Raw genomic sequence first — 15,598 nt, 5'->3', positions numbered from 1 at the left:
CTCAGCGCTGGCGCACATAGCTTCCGGGCGCCGGTTCGAGCGGGACGAAGTCCTTTTCGGGCGCCCCCATCTGCGGCGGCGTGACGCGCTCTTTCGCGCTCGCGCGTTCGAGCCAGGACGCCCATGCGGGCCACCAGGAGCCCTCGAAAAGCTTCGCGCGCTCGCGCCAATGGTCTGCGCTGACATAGCGGTTGTTGCGCGCCCGCACGGCGAGGTGATAGCGACGCCCGGGATGGCCCGGCTCGGAGACGATGCCGGCGTTGTGCCCGCCGTTCGTGAGCACGAAGGTCATTTCGTTGTCGGTGAAGAGATGCGCCTTGTAAACGGAGCGCCAGGGCGAAATGTGATCCGACTCCGTTCCGACGACGAACATGGGCACGCTGATGTCCTTCAGCGCGATCACGTCGTCTTCGACGGCGTAGCGGCCGGCGGTCAGCCTGTTCTCCAGAAACAGGCCGCGCAGATATTGTGCATGCATGCGATAGGGCATGCGCGTCTGGTCCGCGCTCCAGGCCATGAGGTCGGTCGCGTGCTCGCGCTCGCCGAGCAGATATTCCTGAATGGCGCGCGCCCAGAAAAGCTCGTTTGACCTCAGCGCCATGAAGACTCCCGACATCTGATAGGTATCGAGATAGCCCTGGTCCCACATCATGTCTTCCAGAAAGGCGACCTGCGCCGCGTCGACGAAGAGCATGAGGTCGCCGGGCTCGCTGAAATCGGTCTGTGAGGCGAGCAGCGTGACGGAAGCGAGCCGTTCGTCGCCGTCGCGCGCCATCGTGGCTGCGGCGATGGCGAGCAGGGTGCCTCCGAGACAATAGCCGGCGGCGTGAATAAGGCGCCCGGGCAAGACCGCATTGACGACGCGCAGCGCCTCCATCACGCCAAGCACGCGATAATCGTCGAAGTCGATATTGCGATCCTCGGCGGTGGGATTGCGCCAGGAGATCATGAAGACCGTGAAGCCGCGCTCGACGAGATAGCGCACCAGCGAATGATGCGCCGCGAGGTCGAGCACGTAATATTTCATGATCCACGCGGGGACGATCAGGATCGGCTCGGCGCAGACCGTCTCCGTCGCCGGCTGATACTGGATCAGCTCGATGAGATGGTTGCGATAAACCACCTCGCCCGGCGTCGCGGCGACGTCCTTGCCGAGCTCGTATCCGTCCCCGCCGTTCGACGACTGCGTGGCGGCGTCGAAAAAATCCTCGATGAAATATTTGGAGCCGCGCAGCAGGTTGGCGCCGCCCTCCCGCTGTGTTCGGTCGATGACGAGAGGATTGAGCCACGGGATGTTCGACGGCGAAAAGGCGTCGAGATATTTCGACGCGAGAAACGAAACGCGTGCGGCGTTGTGGGCGCGCATGCCGCGCACCTCGCGCGTCGCCTTTCGCCACCACTGCCGCTGCGCGAGAAAGGCCTGCTCGAAAAAGAGGAAGGGGAAAGCGTTCCAGGCCGGATCTTCGAAGCGCCTGTCCGAAGGCTCGGGCGCGAAAGGACGCTCGGCCTTGTCGCTGAAAAGATTGTAGGCGCCGAAATGGGCAAGGCGCGCGGCGGAGGAGAAAGCGTCGATTGCGAGCTCCAACTGCCGGCCGGGCGACTCCGCGAGATGCGCCGCCCAGTCGATCCAGGCGGACATTTGCGCATGCGGCGAAATGCCTTGGGTGAAGCGGGCGGCTGTCGCCTGCGTCGCCCGGTCGAGCGTCTCGAAGGACGCGGTATGCAGGAGGGACATGAGCGGCGACGAGGCGCGGCGCTCCAGCGCGCGCGGCTTGACGGGGCCGTGTTTCTTCAGGGTCAAATCCATGATGGCTCCAATCTGTCGCGGAAATGTAGCAAATGCGTGAAGGCGCTTTACGGACCCTCGGCGAGGAGTTGCGTGATCGAGCTATTGTCGCGCCGCCGGCGGATCGCCTCGGCGAAAAGCGGGGCGAGCGGAACGATCTCCAGCCGTTCTTTTAGCGCCCCGGCCGTGGCGTCGCCCGTCCGCAGTTGAACGGAGTCGGTGATCATGACGCGGTCGATCGGCGCTTTTTGCAATATGTCAGGCGCCGCCGCCGCGAAGACTCCGTGAGTTGCGGCGACGAACGTCCGCGCCGCGCCATGAGCGCGGCAGGCCGTCGCCGCGCGCGCCACGGTGCCCCCTCCCGCGATGAGATCGTCGAGAATGATCGCGACGCGGCCATCGACGTCGCCCGCGAAAATATCGCCCGTCACCCGGCCTTCGCTGCGCGTCTTGTCCATGAAGGCCTTGGCGACAGGGCGCTTCAGCATGCGTTCGAGCCGTTGCCGGAAGAGCTCCGCGCGCTTCTCGCCGCCGAGATCGGGCGAGACGACAGCGACCGGCGCATCGCCGATCAGCGCCGTCAAATGCCGCGCGAACAGCGCATGGGCGTCGAGCGGAATGGTTTCAATACGGAAGGCGTTTTCGAAAGCGGCGATATTGTGGACGTCGACGGTCATCAGCGCGTCGGCGCGCATGGCCTCGAAAAGCTGCCCGACATAACGCGTGGCGACGGGGTCGCGCGGCTTGGTGCGACGGTCCTTGCGGGAGAAGCAGAGATAGGGCGTCACTGCGGTCACGCGCGCCGCGCCGCTGTCCTTCAAGGCGCCGATGAACATCAGGAGCCTGAGCAGCTTGTCGGCGGCGCTCGCGCCCGCTTCGCCGTAGAGGCTCGACATCGCGTAGATGTCGCGGCCCCGGACGCTCGTTAGCGGCCGCTGCTTGAATTCGCCGTCCTCGAAATCGCGCTCCTCCATGGGCGACAGTCCGACGCCGAGACGCTCGGCGACGGCTTCGCCAAAAACTCGGCTGGCCCCGAGCGCGAAAAGCACTGGTTCATTTCCCATGATTGGCCTCATCGCCAGAGAGCCACCCCGCGATGCGCCGCCATTCGTTTTCGATCGTACGACGGCCCATGAACAGCGCGAGATGTCCGCAAGGCGCGACGGCCGTCTCGACCGCGCCGCGCACAATGTTCTTCAGTGCGAAGAGCTGCGCGGGCGGCGTGACGCCGTCCTGCGAACCTGCGAGCAGAAAGAGCGGCTGGTCGAGCGCGCTCAGATCGACGCGCCTGCCGAGCGCCGGAAAGCCGCCCGCGGAGAGCAGATTGTCGCGATAAAGATACTGAACGACCTCCCGGTAGTAGGGTGCGGGCAGATCGAGGAGCCGGCGGTCCCAGGCCTGGAACGCGGCGACGGCCTCGCAGGCGGCCTCGAAGGGAGGTTCGATTTGCAGCGCATCCACGATGCGCCGCTCCGCGCATGTTTCGCGCGGCCAGAGCGGAGCCATATGCGCGCCTTTGACGACGCCGCCGCCGGCGGCGATCAGCCGGTCGATGGCGAAGTCCGAAGTTCGGTCGACGGGCTCCGACAGCACGGAAGCTTCCGCGGCCATGTCGATCGGCGACCCAATGACGGCCATGCGTCGGATCTTCTGCGGGAAACGCGCGGCGTGAAGAAGAGCCAGCCACCCGCCCTGGCAGAGCCCGACAAGGTCGACCGGCGCGCCGATATCGTCAATGGCGACGTTGAGCTCCGCCAGAAGATGATCGATCCCGCAAAGCTGCGTCTCGAACGTGGCCGAGGTCCATTCGACGAGGTGGAGCCGCGTGCGGCCGCCGCCGAGCAGGGCGCCGACGAGGCTGTGCGCGGGCGCGAGATCCGCGAGCTGCGCGTCGTGCAGCGCATAGGGCGAGAGGATGACGACAGGGGTCGCGTCCGCGCCCGGAACCGAGAAATCCCAAAGCCGCAAAAGTCCGAGCTTAAGCGCCATCCGCGCGGGCGTCGTCCAGTGCGGGCCTTCCCTCGGCGGCGAGACGGGCGGAGGCTCGAGCGCGCGCCGCCAGGCTTCCATCGTCGCGAAAGGCAAAGCCCACAGATCGCGCGTCCATATGTCCCAGCTCATCGCTTTTTCCGTCATGATCGGGGGCGGGCTATCATATGTGAGGCGGAGGCCGATTGGCGACCTCGCGGGAACGGGTGGCGGAATGACGGGCGATCCCGACGAAGTCTTTGCGCGCGCCGTCCCGCTTGCCGAGAAGCTGCGCTTTCTGCGGAAACCGGAGACTTACGGTCTGGCGGACGCAAAGGTCGAGACGATAGAGACGCATATGTCCTATGTCTTTCTCGTCGGCGCGCGCGCCTACAAGCTGAAAAAACCGGTGCGTTATCCGTTTCTCGATTTTTCGACGCCCAGAGCGCGCGAGCGCTGTTGCCGGGAGGAACTGCGTCTCAACCGGCGCCTGGCGCCCAATGTCTATCTCGGCGTCGTTCCGCTTGTGGCGACCGACTCTGGCCTGGCCTTGGGCGGCGGCGGAACTATTGTCGACTGGCTGGTGGAAATGCGGCGATTGCCGCGGCGCCTGACGCTGGAGGCGCGGATCAGGTGGGGGGGCGTCGGCGACGCGGAGATCGGCGCCGTTTGCGATGTTCTCGCGCGCTTCTACCGACACGCCGAAATCTCCGCTCTGACGCCCGAGAACTACGCCGCGCGCTTCGGGCGGGAGCAGGGGCGCAATCGCGACGTTCTCACGCGTCCCGATTTCGGCCTGGAGCCGGCGCGGCTCCGCACGCTCGATCTTCTCGACGCGCGACTCGCGTCCAGCCGCGCCGGCCTGGAGGCGCGCGCGCGTTGCGGCCGCATCGTCGACGGACATGGCGATCTGCGGCCCGAGCATGTCTGCCTCACGAGGCCGGTCGTGATTTTCGATTGCCTCGAGTTCAACGCGGAGCTGAGGCAGGTGGACCCTTTCGACGAAATCGCGCTGCTCGGCGTCGAATGCGCGCGGCTCGGCGCCTCGCAGCTCTTGCGCCGCTTCAGCGAAGCGCTCGCGCGCCGGTTGGGCGCCGCGCCGTCCTGGGAGCTGGTCGGGCTTTACGCCGCCTGGCGCGCGGCTTTGCGCGCGCGTCTTTCCATCGCGCACCTTCTGGAGCCGGCGGCGCGGGCGCCCGAAAGATGGGCGCCGCAGGCCGCGCTTTATCTCGATATCGCCGCGCGCGCGCTAGCGGGCGCGTTCTAGACAGGAGGCGACGTTGCCTTTTCTCGATCGTGCGGATGCGGGCAGACGACTCTGCGATGCGTTAACCGAATTCAAGGGCGAGGACGCCGCCGTCTTCGCCCTGCCGCGCGGCGGCGTTCCGGTCGCGGCGCCGATCGCCGACATGCTGAAGGCGCCGCTTGATCTCGTGCTCGTGCGAAAGATCGGCGTGCCCTACCAGCCCGAACTTGCAATGGGCGCCGTGGCGGATGGCGGCAAGCCTGTCGTCGTCCGCAATGAAGACGTTATCGCCTTGTCCGGCGTCAGCGAAACGCAGTTTGCGCGGGAATGCGCCGAGCAGTGCGCCGAGATCGAGCGACGCCGCCGTCTCTATCTTGGCGCTCGTCCGCGCGCCGAGGCGAAGGGACGCGTCGCTATTGTCGTCGACGACGGGATCGCCACCGGCGCGACGACGCGCGCCGCGTTGAAGGCCGTGCGCGCGCGAGAGCCGAAGAAGCTCGTTCTCGCCGTGCCGGTGGCGCCGATGGAATCCCTGGACCTGCTTCGCAAGGACGTCGATCAATTGGTCTGCGTCGAGGCCTACGATTATTTCGTGGGGGTCGGCTTCTATTATCGCGATTTCCGTCAAATTGAGGATAATGAGGTGATTGAGCTGCTCGATCGCCACGGCGTGAAGGGCGCGCGCGGCTAAATGCCTCAGGAGTCCGCGACGCAAGTCCGGCGCGCGCGGCCGGGCTTGAGCGCTCTATTGTCAAGAAACCGGCCTAGCGGAAACGCGAGCCTTCAACGCGTCAGACAGATTGGCTTCGATATGAGCGACAAAAAGAAGACCGGAGATTCGAAGGGCGGCGACGGCCGTTTCGTACGTTTCTTCTCGCAAATCGGCATCGGAGACGTGCCGCTTGTCGGCGGCAAAAACGCTTCGCTTGGCGAAATGTATCGTGAGCTGACCGCCAAGGGCCTTTCCATTCCCAATGGCTTCGCCATCACGGCCGAGGCGTATCGTCATGCGCTCGATCAGGCGAACGCATGGTCCGAGCTGAAGGCGGCGCTCGACGGGATCGATATCGACAATGTGGACGACCTTGCGCGCGGGGCGGCTCGCGCCCGCGACATCGTCTACGCCGCCGGCCTGCCGGCCGATGTCGAAGCGGATATTCGCGGTGCGCTCGCGCGCCTTGCCGACGAATATGGCGCCGGGCTGACGGTCGCCGTCCGCTCATCCGCGACAGCCGAGGATCTCCCCAGCGCGAGCTTTGCAGGCCAGCACGACACCTATCTTAATATTGGCGGCGCGGCCAATGTGCTCGACGCGGTGCGCCACTGCTTTGCGAGCCTCTTCACCGACCGCGCCATCCGTTATCGCGTCGACAACGGTTTCGATCATTTCAAGGTTTTCAATTCCGTCGCCGTCATGAAGATGGTGCGGTCCGACCTGGCGGCCTCGGGCGTCATCTTCACGATCGACACGGAGACCGGCTTTAAGGACGTCGTCTTCATCACCGGCGCCTATGGGCTCGGCGAGAACGTCGTGCAGGGCGCCGTCGACCCGGACGAGTTCTATGTCTTCAAGCCGACCTACCGCGCGGGCAAGCGCGGCGTGCTGAAACGGACGCTCGGGCCGAAGAAGATCAAGATGATCTTCTCCGATCGCGGCCGCGCCACGACGCGCAATATTCCGACCGATCGCAAGGAACGAGAGAAGTTCTGCATTACGGACGATGAAGCGCTGACGCTTGCGGGGCAGGCGATGGCGATTGAGGAGCATTACAGCTCGAAGGCTGGCGAACATCGCCCGATGGACATCGAATGGGCGAAGGACGGCGTCGACGGCAAGCTCTATATCGTGCAGGCGAGACCCGAGACGGTGGCCTCGCGGCGCAACCGCAATATCGTCGAGGAATACAAGGTCAAGAAGCACGGGGCCGTGAAGGTCGAGGGGCGCGCGGTGGGCGCGAAGATCGCCTTCGGCAAAGCGCGCGTCATCGAACACATGAGTGAGTTGTCGAGCTTCGCGCCCGGCGAAATTCTTGTCGCCGACACAACCTCGCCCGATTGGGGAACGGTGATGAAATCGGCCGCCGGCATCATCACCAATCGAGGCGGGCGCACCTGCCATGCGGCGATCGTCGCGCGCGAGCTCGGCATTCCGGCCATTGTCGGAACGGATCAGGCGACGCATGTCATTCGCACGGGCGATCTTGTCGCGGTTTGCTGCGCCGAGGGCGACGTCGGCAGAGTCTATGAGGGCGAGATCGATTTCGAGGTCGTCAAGACGGATCTCGCCAATCTCGAACGGCCGGCGACGCATATCATGATGAATGTCGGCAACCCCGACATCGCCTTCGGCATTTCGGCGCTGCCCAACGACGGGGTGGGCCTCGCTCGCATGGAATTCATCATCAACAACTATATCGACGCGCATCCGATGGCGCTGGCGCATCCCGACCGCCTCGATCCTAAGGTGCGCGCGAAGCTCGAAAAGCTCACGGCGCATTATGAAAGCCCGAGCGCTTTTTTCGTCGAGCGGCTTTCCGAGGGCGTCGCGACCATCGCCGCGGCTTTCTACCCCAAGCCCGTCATCGTCCGCATGTCGGACTTCAAGACGAACGAATACGTCAAGCTTCTGGGTGGCCGCGAATTCGAAAACGACGAAGATAATCCGATGATCGGCTTTCGCGGCGCCTCGCGTTACGCCCATCCCAATTATCGCGACGGCTTCGCGCTCGAATGCGCGGCGATGAAGCGCGTGCGGGACGATCTCGGCCTCACCAATGTGAAGCTAATGATTCCTTTCTGCCGCCGCGTCGAGGAAGCGGAAAAAGTGATTTCGCTCATGCGGGAGCTTGGGCTCGAACGCGGCAGGAATGGTCTCGAGATCTATGTGATGTGCGAGATTCCGAACAATGTGATGCTGATCGACGAGTTCTCGAAATATTTTGACGGTTTCTCGATCGGCTCCAACGATCTCACCCAGCTCACGCTGGGCGTCGATCGCGACTCGGGAATAGTCGCCTTCGACTTTGACGAGCGTGATCCCGGCGTGAAGAAAATGATCGCGCTCGCGGTCGAAGGCGCGCGGCGCAACGGCCGTCATTGCGGAATTTGCGGGCAGGCGCCGTCCGACTATCCCGAGATGGCGGAATTTCTCGTGCGCCTCGGCATCGACTCGATCAGCCTCAATCCCGACACGGTGGTGCGCACGACGACCAGCATCGTCGCGCTGGAGAAGTCGCTCGGGCGCAGCCGCAAATAAAAGAGAGGCTGGCCCCGGAGGGCTTGAAAGAGAGGCGGACGGCGACAGGTTTCGTCCGTCGTGTTTCGCGCTGCGTCCGTTGCGACGAAACGTGAATCTCGTTGCTTGCACATGCCGCGGCGGATCAGGATTTGCGCCGCTGCCTTGCAGAGAGGATGATCGGCATGAACGTTCCTGTGAAAATCGCGATCTCGGCCGCCTTCGTCTGCGGCTTCTCGGCGCTCGCCTCCAGCGCGGCGTCGGCCATGCCCGTCGCCAATGTCGGGCTCGCGCCGGCGACCGAGGAAGCGCACGCCATACGCGTCTGCAATCGCTGGGGCCGCTGCTGGTGGAGCTATGCCGGCCATTATCACGGCCGCTACGGCTATGGCTGGGGCCGTCCTTATTATGGCGGCTACCGTTATGGATGGCGTCGTCCCTACCACGGCTATGGCTGGCATGGCCACCGTTACGGCTATGGCTGGGGCGGCCGCGGCTGGCATGGCAGTTATGGCTGGCGCGGCGGACACGGCCGTTGGCGCTAAGCGCAAAACGCGAAAAACGGCCCGTCGGTACATCCGCGATCGGGCCGTTTTTCTCCGATGGATCAGCGCCATCGGGTCGTTGAAGAGTTAAGGCTCGATCGGGCGATTGCAAGGCGAGCTTTTGTCCGTTCGGCGCCTTCTTTCTCTTAATCTGTTGCGCACGCGCCATTGTGAGGAGTCCGCGAACAGGGCAGTCTCGCCCAGGCGAATCTGGTCGGGCCGAGACGGTGGCGAGAAGGTTTCTGAAATATTTCCTTCCGATGGTGGTGAGCGTCCTTGTCCCGCATGGCGCGAAGGCGGAGGAGGCGAAGGGCTCCAATAAAGGGGCGTTTGTCTCGCTTCTGTCGCAGAAGACGCTGACCGACATTCCCGGCGGACCCAAGGAGCGGCTTCGACGCGCCGGGATTGAGACGGACGTCTGGGTCACGCAATTTTTCCAGGGCGTCGCCGCCGGCGCCAATAACGGCGTGTCGCGCTATGGCGGCAAGCTCGACGTCTTCGTCAAGGCCGACGCCGAAAAGCTCGGCCTCTGGCGCGGCCTGCGCGTCAATGCGCAATATGAGCATTATATCGGCGACAACATCAATCAGAAAGACTATGCGCTCGTCCCTGTGAATGCGGCGCAGGCCTTCGTGGCGCAGGATAATTATCACTCGGCCCTGTCGCTCGTCGTCACGCAACAGATGAGCGAACGGCTTTCCATGAGCGTCGGCAAGTTCAACGCCATGACGCTCGCTTCGCAAACCCCGCTTATCGGCGGAGGCGGGCTTGACGCCTTCATGAACCGCGCTTTCGCTTTGCCCTCCACTGGCGTCGGCGTCGCCTCGCCCGGCACGGTGGCCGACAGGCTCATCGTGTCGCCGCCCTATATTCTCGGCGGCGCCGCGACTTTGAAGACCGACGTCGCCACTTTCAACCTCTTCTTCGCCGATCCGCGCAACGCCGCCAATCCGCGCGTGCTGGAGCGGCCTTTTGAGCGCGGCGTCGGCGTCGTGGGCGGGGTGACCGTCCCGACTCAGATCGCGGGGTTGAAGGGTTTCCACACGGTCAGGGGCGGTTACAGCAATGCGCGCGGCTTCGATCTCGACGACATCGGCGAATTGCGCACGCGGCTCGCCTCGCTCGTCGGCGTCACCAAAAAGGGGTTCTGGGTCGCTTCCTACGCCATTCAGCAATATCTCGTTCAGAACGCCGAAAAGCCCAATGTCGGCTGGGGCCTCTTCACATTGGGCACGCTCTCCGACGGTAATCCGAACCCGGTCAGATGGAGCGTGCTGGCGGGGCTCGCCGGCAATAATCTTCTGCCCGGCCGCGACAACGACCAATGGGGCGTCGGCTTCTTTCACTACGGGCTGACGACGCCGCTTCTCTCCGGCCTCGCCGAGCGGCGCCTCTATCGGCGCAGCGAAGGCGGGATGGAGGCCTTCTATAATTGGGCGATCACGCCCTGGCTGCGGCTCACGGGCGATTTGCAGATCGTCGAGCCCTGGACCGTGAACCGGCCGCGCGCGACCTATATGGCGTTGCGCTTGCAGACGCGGTTTTAGGCAAAAGGTCGCGGCTACGAGGAGGCTCGGCCGACGATCCGGAGCGATGCGGGGAGGCCCGGATTGCTTCGCTTCACTCTCAATGACGGGCGCAAGCCAGCCGTCGCCACGCGCTTCTCAAAGACCCGCGAGCTTGCTGAAGAGCATCTTCGCCAGATCAGCCAGCGGATATTCGAAAAGAAGTAGCGGCAGCAGGGGAAGAGACGCCGCCACGCCAATCGTGGCGAGCAATCTGATGCTGATGGGCGCGAGCCGCATCTTGCGCACCACCTCGACGCTGTTCGCGAGATCGGCGAGCGATTGCAGATCGGCCGTTCCGAGCAGCGGTTCTCCGTCCGGCGCGCCCGCAATCCACTTTTGCTCGAAGGCGCGGACATAGCGCGCCCCGAGCACGGCATATTCACGCAGGCCTTTTTCCTGGCAGGCGCGCAATTTGAACAGGAAGAGGCAGAGCGGCGCGAGAAACAGCGCGGCATTGAGGAGGAGGGTCGCGGCAAGCGCCGGATAGATGTCGCTTAGCGTTTCCTCGCCCATCGCTATTTCCTCGGCGAAGGTCGCCGCGACGGTGACGGAGATCGCCAAGGCGAAAGGCGTGAAGCGCGTATGCACGGTTTCAAGATAGCCGAGCCCGCCCGCGCCGTCGGGATGCGCGGCCGAAAGGTCGAGCTCCATCTTCGCAAGACGCCCGAGCAGACTCCACCACAGGAGCAGCCGGCAGATCCAGCGAAACAGCAGGAAACGGAAAAGCGGCAGGCAGAAGAACCAATACCAGGCGCCGGCGAGCGGCAGCGCGTGCAGAGCGCGGCCGGTCTCGATTTCAGCGGGAACGCCCGCCCTTCGGCCCACAAAGGTGACGGCCAGCGCTGCGGCGAGACTCACCGCGTCAGGCGCCCACGAATCCGTCCGCTTCGAGAGACGATCGGCTTCGGCTTTGAGCTCGGGCAAGGCTTTCGGGCCAGCAATGCCGGAGCGCACGAGGAGCGTCACGAATTCTTCGAGCTTCTCGTCGAGCGCCGTCTCGGCCACGAAGAGGAGGGGGATGGCGAGGAGGAGCCGCGCATGGATGGCGATGGCCGGAAGCGTGAAGAGGTCCTGCGCCCCGCCTCTTGCAAATGCGAGCGCGACGAGGACGAGCCAGCACAGGCCGCCAAGCGCGAGACCCATCGGGATCGTGTCGGACCGGCGGCGAACGAGGCCGAGGCGGGCGCCGAGCCGAAAGAACGGGCCGCCGAGGAGAGAGAAGTGTTCCAGGCCTCCCGCCACGGCGGCTCCTTGCGCAATTGAAAACGGAGCCGCGCGGGCTCCGCTTCCATCAGACCGCCTGCATGGCCTCCGGCTTGGCGCGGCCGCGCTTCACCATCAATTTGTTCAGCGCGGAGACATAGGCGCGGGCCGAGGCGACGAGCGTGTCCGGATCGGCGCCGCGGCCGGTGACGGATTTGCCGTCCTCCGACAGACGAACCGAGACCTCCGCCTGCGCGTCCGTGCCTTCGGTGACGGCGTGGACCTGATAGAGCTCCAGCGTCGCCTCGTGCGGCGCCAGCGCCTTGATGGCGTTGAAGATCGCGTCGACCGGGCCGTTGCCGGTCGCCTGATGGGTGACCTTGTCGCCGTCAATGTCGAGCGTCAGCGCCGCCGATTGCGGGCCGTGCGTGCCGGCCATCACCATCAGCGCGAGCACCTTGATGTGGTCATGCGCGGTGACGATTTCGTCGTCGACCAGCGCCATCAGGTCCTCGTCGTAGACGAACTTCTTGCGGTCGGCCAGATCCTTGAAGCGGTTGAAGGCGTCCTGCAACTGGTTCTCGCCGAGATCATAGCCCAGCTCCTTCAGCTTCTCGCGGAAGGCGTGGCGGCCCGAATGCTTGCCCATGACGAGCGAGGTCTTCGACACGCCGACGCTTTCGGGCGTCATGATCTCATAGGTGTGCGCGTTCTTCAGCATCCCGTCCTGATGGATGCCGCTCTCATGCGCGAAGGCGTTCCTGCCGACAATCGCCTTGTTGTATTGCACCGGGAAGGACGTCACCGCCGAGACGAGCTTCGACGCGCGGGTCAGCAGCTTCGCGTCGATATTCGTGTGGAACGGCAGAATGTCGTGGCGCGTCTTCAGCGCCATGACGACCTCCTCCATCGCCGCGTTGCCGGCGCGTTCGCCGAGCCCGTTGATCGTGCATTCCACCTGACGCGCGCCGCCGCGCACGCCCGCCAGCGAATTGGCGACGGCGAGGCCCAGATCGTCATGGCAATGAACGGAGAAGATCGCCTTGTCCGCATTCGGAACGCGCTCGCGCACGGCGCCGAAGAGGGCTTCATATTCCTGCGGCGTCGTATAGCCCACCGTGTCGGGAATGTTGATCGTCGTCGCGCCCGCCTTGATGGCGGTCTCGACGCAACGGCACAGGAAGTCGATCTCGGTGCGCGTGCCGTCCTCCGCCGACCACTCGACGTCCGCGACATGGTTGCGCGCGCGCGTCACGGAAGAGGCGATCAGCTCCAGCACCCGCTCCGGCTCCATTTGGAGCTTGTATTTCATATGCACGGGCGAGGTGGAGATGAAGGTGTGGATGCGCGGGCGCTTCGCCTCGCGCAGCGCTTCGGCGCAGCGGTCGATGTCCTTGTCGGACGCGCGCGCGAGGCCCGCGACGGAAGCGTTCTTCACGCGGCGCGCAACTTCGCTGACGCTCTCGAAGTCGCCGAGGCTCGCAATGGGAAAGCCCGCCTCGATGATGTCGACGCCCAACTGGTCGAGCAGATCGGCGACTTCCAGCTTCTCCTCCAGCGTCATTGAGGCGCCGGGGGACTGCTCGCCGTCGCGCAAGGTGGTGTCGAAGATAACGACGCGCTCGCTGTTGCTTGAGCCGTTCGCGGAATGGGTCATGTCGGAAAACTTTCTAGAGCTGCTGCGCCCGTTCTGCGGGCAGGTCCTGGTTGCGTCGCATCCCCTGACGGCCTGGGCTCAAGAGCCCTGCGGGCGATCAGGGGCGACGAAGAAGCAGCAGGCCGGCGAGCGCGCGGAAGGACACGGCGCGGGCGCCAATCGCGCCGCGCGGCTCGCGCGCCAGTTCGGCTCCATATGTGGCGGTTTCGACGGCCACGATCCAATGTCCTCGCTTCGTCGGCCAGGGCGATCCCCAAGAGGCGTTCGCCATGCGGCCGAAGTCGCCTCAGGATAGGCAAATGCGCGGCGACAGGCAAGCCAGAGCCGGCGCGGATCAGCGACGGCGAAGGTTAACAAAAGTTTAATCAAACGGCATTTGTTTTTTTACGTTTTCTGCCTTTTGGCCCCCTTGCCGAAAGGCCGAAATGAGACCTAACATCCTTCTCATGGTCAAAACCGCCTTCTCCATTCGCCACGCGAGACCCGGCGACGCCGAGGAAATCGCGCGCGTCCACGACGCTTCCTGGCGCGACGCCTATCGCGGCGTCATTCCAGGCGTGGAGCTCGAGCGCATGATTGCGCGGCGGGGGCCGGCCTGGTGGCATTCGGCCATCATGCGGGGGACGGGCCTGCTGGTTCTCGGCTTCGACAACCGGATCGTGGGCTATTCGACCTATGGGCGCAATCGCGTGCCTTCCATGCCCTATTCGGGCGAAATCTTCGAGATTTACCTTTCGCCGCAGCATCAGGGCCTCGGCCTGGGCCGCCGCCTTTTCGCGGCCGCGCGGCGGGAACTCGCCGAGCACGGCTATCTGTCGACCATCGTCTGGGCGCTCGCGGACAATGACAAGGCGCTGGCTTTCTACCGCAGTCTCGGAGGCCAGACCGTCCGCCGCGCCGAAGAACGCTTCGGTTCCGACATGCTGACCCGCGTCGCCTTCGGCTTCGTCTCCGCGCCCGTGCGATAGTTCCCTGTCCCCCGGCAAGCGGGTGGAGGGTGAGAGCGAGGCGGGCGTTGCGGGCGATGGGGCTTTGCCCCCTCCCCGCTTCGCAGGAAGAGGGGGTTATTTTCCCCGCAGCCGCGCCAGAACCTCCTTCGTCGCAAAGCCATCCGCCGGCCGCACGCCTTCCGCCATCTGGAAGGCGTGCACGGCGTTGCGGCTCGTGCGGCCGAGCTTTCCGTCGATCGTCCCGCGATAATAGCCCTTCCGCGTCAGAAGCTGCTGCATCGCCTTGACGTCGGCGGTCGGCAGCGGCGCGACTTTCGGCCAGGGCGCGACGGGGATGTCGCGACCGGCGATGCGTTCGGCGAGAACGGCGACCGACATGGCGTAGGCGTCGGAGGTGTTGTACTGGCGGATGACTTCGAAATTGTCCGAGATCAGAAAGGCCGGGCCGTTCGCGCCCGCCGGCAGATAAAGGCTCGCCGCGCCGCTCGCGGGCAGGGCGCCGCCATCCGCCCGTTCGACGCCCTGCGCCCGCCAGCGCGGGAAATCGAGGTCGAAGGCGGCGTAATCGAAGCCCTCGGGCAGGCGGACCTCCACGACCGCCGGCAGGCCCGCGACCCAGCCGGATTTTGAAAGGAAGTTCGCGATCGAGGCGACGGCGTCGGCATGCGAGCGCCAGATGTCCGGCGCGCCCGCGCCATCGTCGCTCTCGGCGAATTTCAGATAGGCGGACGGCATGAATTGCGGCTGGCCCATCGCCCCCGCCCAGGAGCCGCGCAATTGCGCGCGCGTGGCGTAGCCCTTTTCCAGCATCGTCAGCGCGTCGACGAATTCCGCGATGAAGGTTTCCGCGCGATGGCCTTTCCAAGCGAGGGTCGCGAGCACTCTCAGCACGTCGGCGCCGCCGGTCGCCGTTCCGAAATTGCTCTCCACCCCGAGAATGGCGACGACGATCTCGCCCGGGACGCCGTGGCGGGCGGTGGCCCGGTTGAGCGGCCCGGCGAGCTCGGCCGCCGCGGACTGGCCGCGCGAGACGCGGCTATTTGTCACTGTTCCCGCGAGATAGGCGGGAATCGATACGATGAACTCGGCCTGCGCCTTGGGCTTCGCGAGCACGCCGGGCTCGGGCGCGAGGCCGGAAATCGCGGCCTCGAAGGTCTCGCGCGACACTCCCGCCCCCTGCGCCTGCGGCCACAGGCCCTGAAGAAAGCCCGCAAAATCGTCGGCCCGCGCCGGGGATGCGACGCCAAGCGCGCCAAGCGCGCCGAGCGCAAGGCCCGCCAGCGCGCGGCGCCGGTCGAAGGCATGGAGGAGAAAATCGCTATGCTTCAGGGTCATGGCGGGCCGCTTGTTTGGAAATCTTATATGTTGCGCCGTTTGACAGGGCCGCTGCGCTGCCGTCTACTGTGAACTACACGGTTTCAAGGGGCGAGTAACCTCGCA

The 15,598-nt window shown here is 65.0% G+C and carries 13 protein-coding genes; 6 read left to right on the top strand and 7 right to left on the bottom strand.

Translation table 11 applies throughout. The features are described 5' to 3' along the window. Window position 1 precedes the first annotated feature (1 nt). The 3 genes from ACNHKD_RS18970 to ACNHKD_RS18960 are packed head-to-tail and all read right to left on the bottom strand — an operon-like array spanning window position 2 to window position 3,907. Window positions 2-1,807 carry a PHA/PHB synthase family protein gene (locus ACNHKD_RS18970; protein ID WP_442755035.1) on the bottom strand — a complete coding sequence of 602 codons (1,806 nt, stop codon included), beginning with the start codon at window positions 1,805-1,807 and terminating at the stop codon, window positions 2-4. Between the two features lie 47 nt (window positions 1,808-1,854). Next, window positions 1,855-2,850, bottom strand: coding sequence for a ribose-phosphate diphosphokinase (locus ACNHKD_RS18965; RefSeq protein ID WP_442755034.1), 996 nt, complete (start codon window positions 2,848-2,850; stop codon window positions 1,855-1,857). Beyond that, the gene (locus ACNHKD_RS18960; RefSeq protein WP_442755033.1) at window positions 2,840-3,907 is read right to left on the bottom strand and encodes an alpha/beta fold hydrolase; all 1,068 of its coding nucleotides are present in this window, start codon (window positions 3,905-3,907) and stop codon (window positions 2,840-2,842) included. The genes ACNHKD_RS18965 and ACNHKD_RS18960 overlap by 11 nt, the downstream gene beginning before the upstream one ends. A gap of 82 nt (window positions 3,908-3,989) precedes the next feature. On the opposite strand from ACNHKD_RS18960, the gene ACNHKD_RS18955 reads away from it, so the two are divergent. The 5 genes from ACNHKD_RS18955 to ACNHKD_RS18935 all read left to right on the top strand — a co-directional run bounded on the left by ACNHKD_RS18955 (window position 3,990) and on the right by ACNHKD_RS18935 (window position 10,327). After that, complete coding sequence (locus ACNHKD_RS18955; RefSeq protein ID WP_442755032.1) at window positions 3,990-5,021, top strand: hypothetical protein; 1,032 nt, start codon at window positions 3,990-3,992, stop codon at window positions 5,019-5,021. 13 nt (window positions 5,022-5,034) lie between these two features. Continuing rightward, window positions 5,035-5,691 carry a phosphoribosyltransferase gene (locus ACNHKD_RS18950; protein WP_442755031.1) on the top strand — a complete coding sequence of 219 codons (657 nt, stop codon included), beginning with the start codon at window positions 5,035-5,037 and terminating at the stop codon, window positions 5,689-5,691. 120 nt (window positions 5,692-5,811) lie between these two features. Next, window positions 5,812-8,256 (top strand): phosphoenolpyruvate synthase, encoded by a 2,445-nt coding sequence (gene ppsA / locus ACNHKD_RS18945; RefSeq protein WP_442755030.1) that lies wholly within the window; start codon window positions 5,812-5,814, stop codon window positions 8,254-8,256. Window positions 8,257-8,420: 164 nt separating this feature from the next. Then, entirely contained in the window at window positions 8,421-8,780 is a 360-nt protein-coding gene (locus ACNHKD_RS18940; RefSeq protein ID WP_442755029.1) for a hypothetical protein, read from the top strand. Window positions 8,781-9,007: 227 nt separating this feature from the next. Continuing rightward, window positions 9,008-10,327: a carbohydrate porin gene (locus tag ACNHKD_RS18935; RefSeq protein ID WP_442755028.1), complete on the top strand. Its 1,320-nt coding sequence runs from the start codon at window positions 9,008-9,010 to the stop codon at window positions 10,325-10,327. A gap of 117 nt (window positions 10,328-10,444) precedes the next feature. On the opposite strand, the gene ACNHKD_RS18930 is transcribed toward ACNHKD_RS18935, so the two are convergent. The 3 genes from ACNHKD_RS18930 to ACNHKD_RS18920 all read right to left on the bottom strand — a co-directional run bounded on the left by ACNHKD_RS18930 (window position 10,445) and on the right by ACNHKD_RS18920 (window position 13,479). Then, complete coding sequence (locus ACNHKD_RS18930) at window positions 10,445-11,590, bottom strand: hypothetical protein (RefSeq protein WP_442755027.1); 1,146 nt, start codon at window positions 11,588-11,590, stop codon at window positions 10,445-10,447. Between the two features lie 49 nt (window positions 11,591-11,639). Further along, window positions 11,640-13,208 carry a 2-isopropylmalate synthase gene (locus tag ACNHKD_RS18925; RefSeq protein ID WP_442755026.1) on the bottom strand — a complete coding sequence of 523 codons (1,569 nt, stop codon included), beginning with the start codon at window positions 13,206-13,208 and terminating at the stop codon, window positions 11,640-11,642. A 97-nt stretch (window positions 13,209-13,305) separates the two neighbouring features. Then, window positions 13,306-13,479 (bottom strand): hypothetical protein, encoded by a 174-nt coding sequence (locus ACNHKD_RS18920; protein WP_442755025.1) that lies wholly within the window; start codon window positions 13,477-13,479, stop codon window positions 13,306-13,308. Between the two features lie 175 nt (window positions 13,480-13,654). Between ACNHKD_RS18920 and ACNHKD_RS18915 the strand changes: the two genes are divergently transcribed. Further along, the gene (locus ACNHKD_RS18915) at window positions 13,655-14,176 is read left to right on the top strand and encodes a GNAT family N-acetyltransferase (protein WP_442756941.1); all 522 of its coding nucleotides are present in this window, start codon (window positions 13,655-13,657) and stop codon (window positions 14,174-14,176) included. A 96-nt stretch (window positions 14,177-14,272) separates the two neighbouring features. Here the strand turns inward: ACNHKD_RS18915 and ACNHKD_RS18910 are convergent, their stop codons facing one another. Then, the gene (locus ACNHKD_RS18910; RefSeq protein WP_442755024.1) at window positions 14,273-15,493 is read right to left on the bottom strand and encodes a lytic murein transglycosylase; all 1,221 of its coding nucleotides are present in this window, start codon (window positions 15,491-15,493) and stop codon (window positions 14,273-14,275) included. Window positions 15,494-15,598: the final 105 nt, after the last annotated feature.

This window comes from Methylocystis sp. JAN1 (assembly GCF_052186135.1).
Classification (GTDB): domain Bacteria; phylum Pseudomonadota; class Alphaproteobacteria; order Rhizobiales; family Beijerinckiaceae; genus Methylocystis.
This window is presented reverse-complemented; position numbering and strand designations above follow the sequence as displayed.

Coding starts and splice junctions, on each gene's coding strand:
- ACNHKD_RS18920 (WP_442755025.1), bottom strand. CDS start 13,479: ATGGCGAACGCCTCTTGGGGATCGCCCTGGCCGACGAAGCGAGGACAT.
- ACNHKD_RS18970 (WP_442755035.1), bottom strand. CDS start 1,807: ATGGATTTGACCCTGAAGAAACACGGCCCCGTCAAGCCGCGCGCGCTG.
- ACNHKD_RS18910 (WP_442755024.1), bottom strand. CDS start 15,493: ATGACCCTGAAGCATAGCGATTTTCTCCTCCATGCCTTCGACCGGCGC.
- ACNHKD_RS18965 (WP_442755034.1), bottom strand. CDS start 2,850: ATGGGAAATGAACCAGTGCTTTTCGCGCTCGGGGCCAGCCGAGTTTTT.
- ACNHKD_RS18940 (WP_442755029.1), top strand. CDS start 8,421: ATGAACGTTCCTGTGAAAATCGCGATCTCGGCCGCCTTCGTCTGCGGC.
- ACNHKD_RS18925 (WP_442755026.1), bottom strand. CDS start 13,208: ATGACCCATTCCGCGAACGGCTCAAGCAACAGCGAGCGCGTCGTTATC.
- ACNHKD_RS18960 (WP_442755033.1), bottom strand. CDS start 3,907: ATGAGCTGGGACATATGGACGCGCGATCTGTGGGCTTTGCCTTTCGCG.
- ACNHKD_RS18955 (WP_442755032.1), top strand. CDS start 3,990: ATGACGGGCGATCCCGACGAAGTCTTTGCGCGCGCCGTCCCGCTTGCC.
- ACNHKD_RS18915 (WP_442756941.1), top strand. CDS start 13,655: ATGGTCAAAACCGCCTTCTCCATTCGCCACGCGAGACCCGGCGACGCC.
- ppsA (WP_442755030.1), top strand. CDS start 5,812: ATGAGCGACAAAAAGAAGACCGGAGATTCGAAGGGCGGCGACGGCCGT.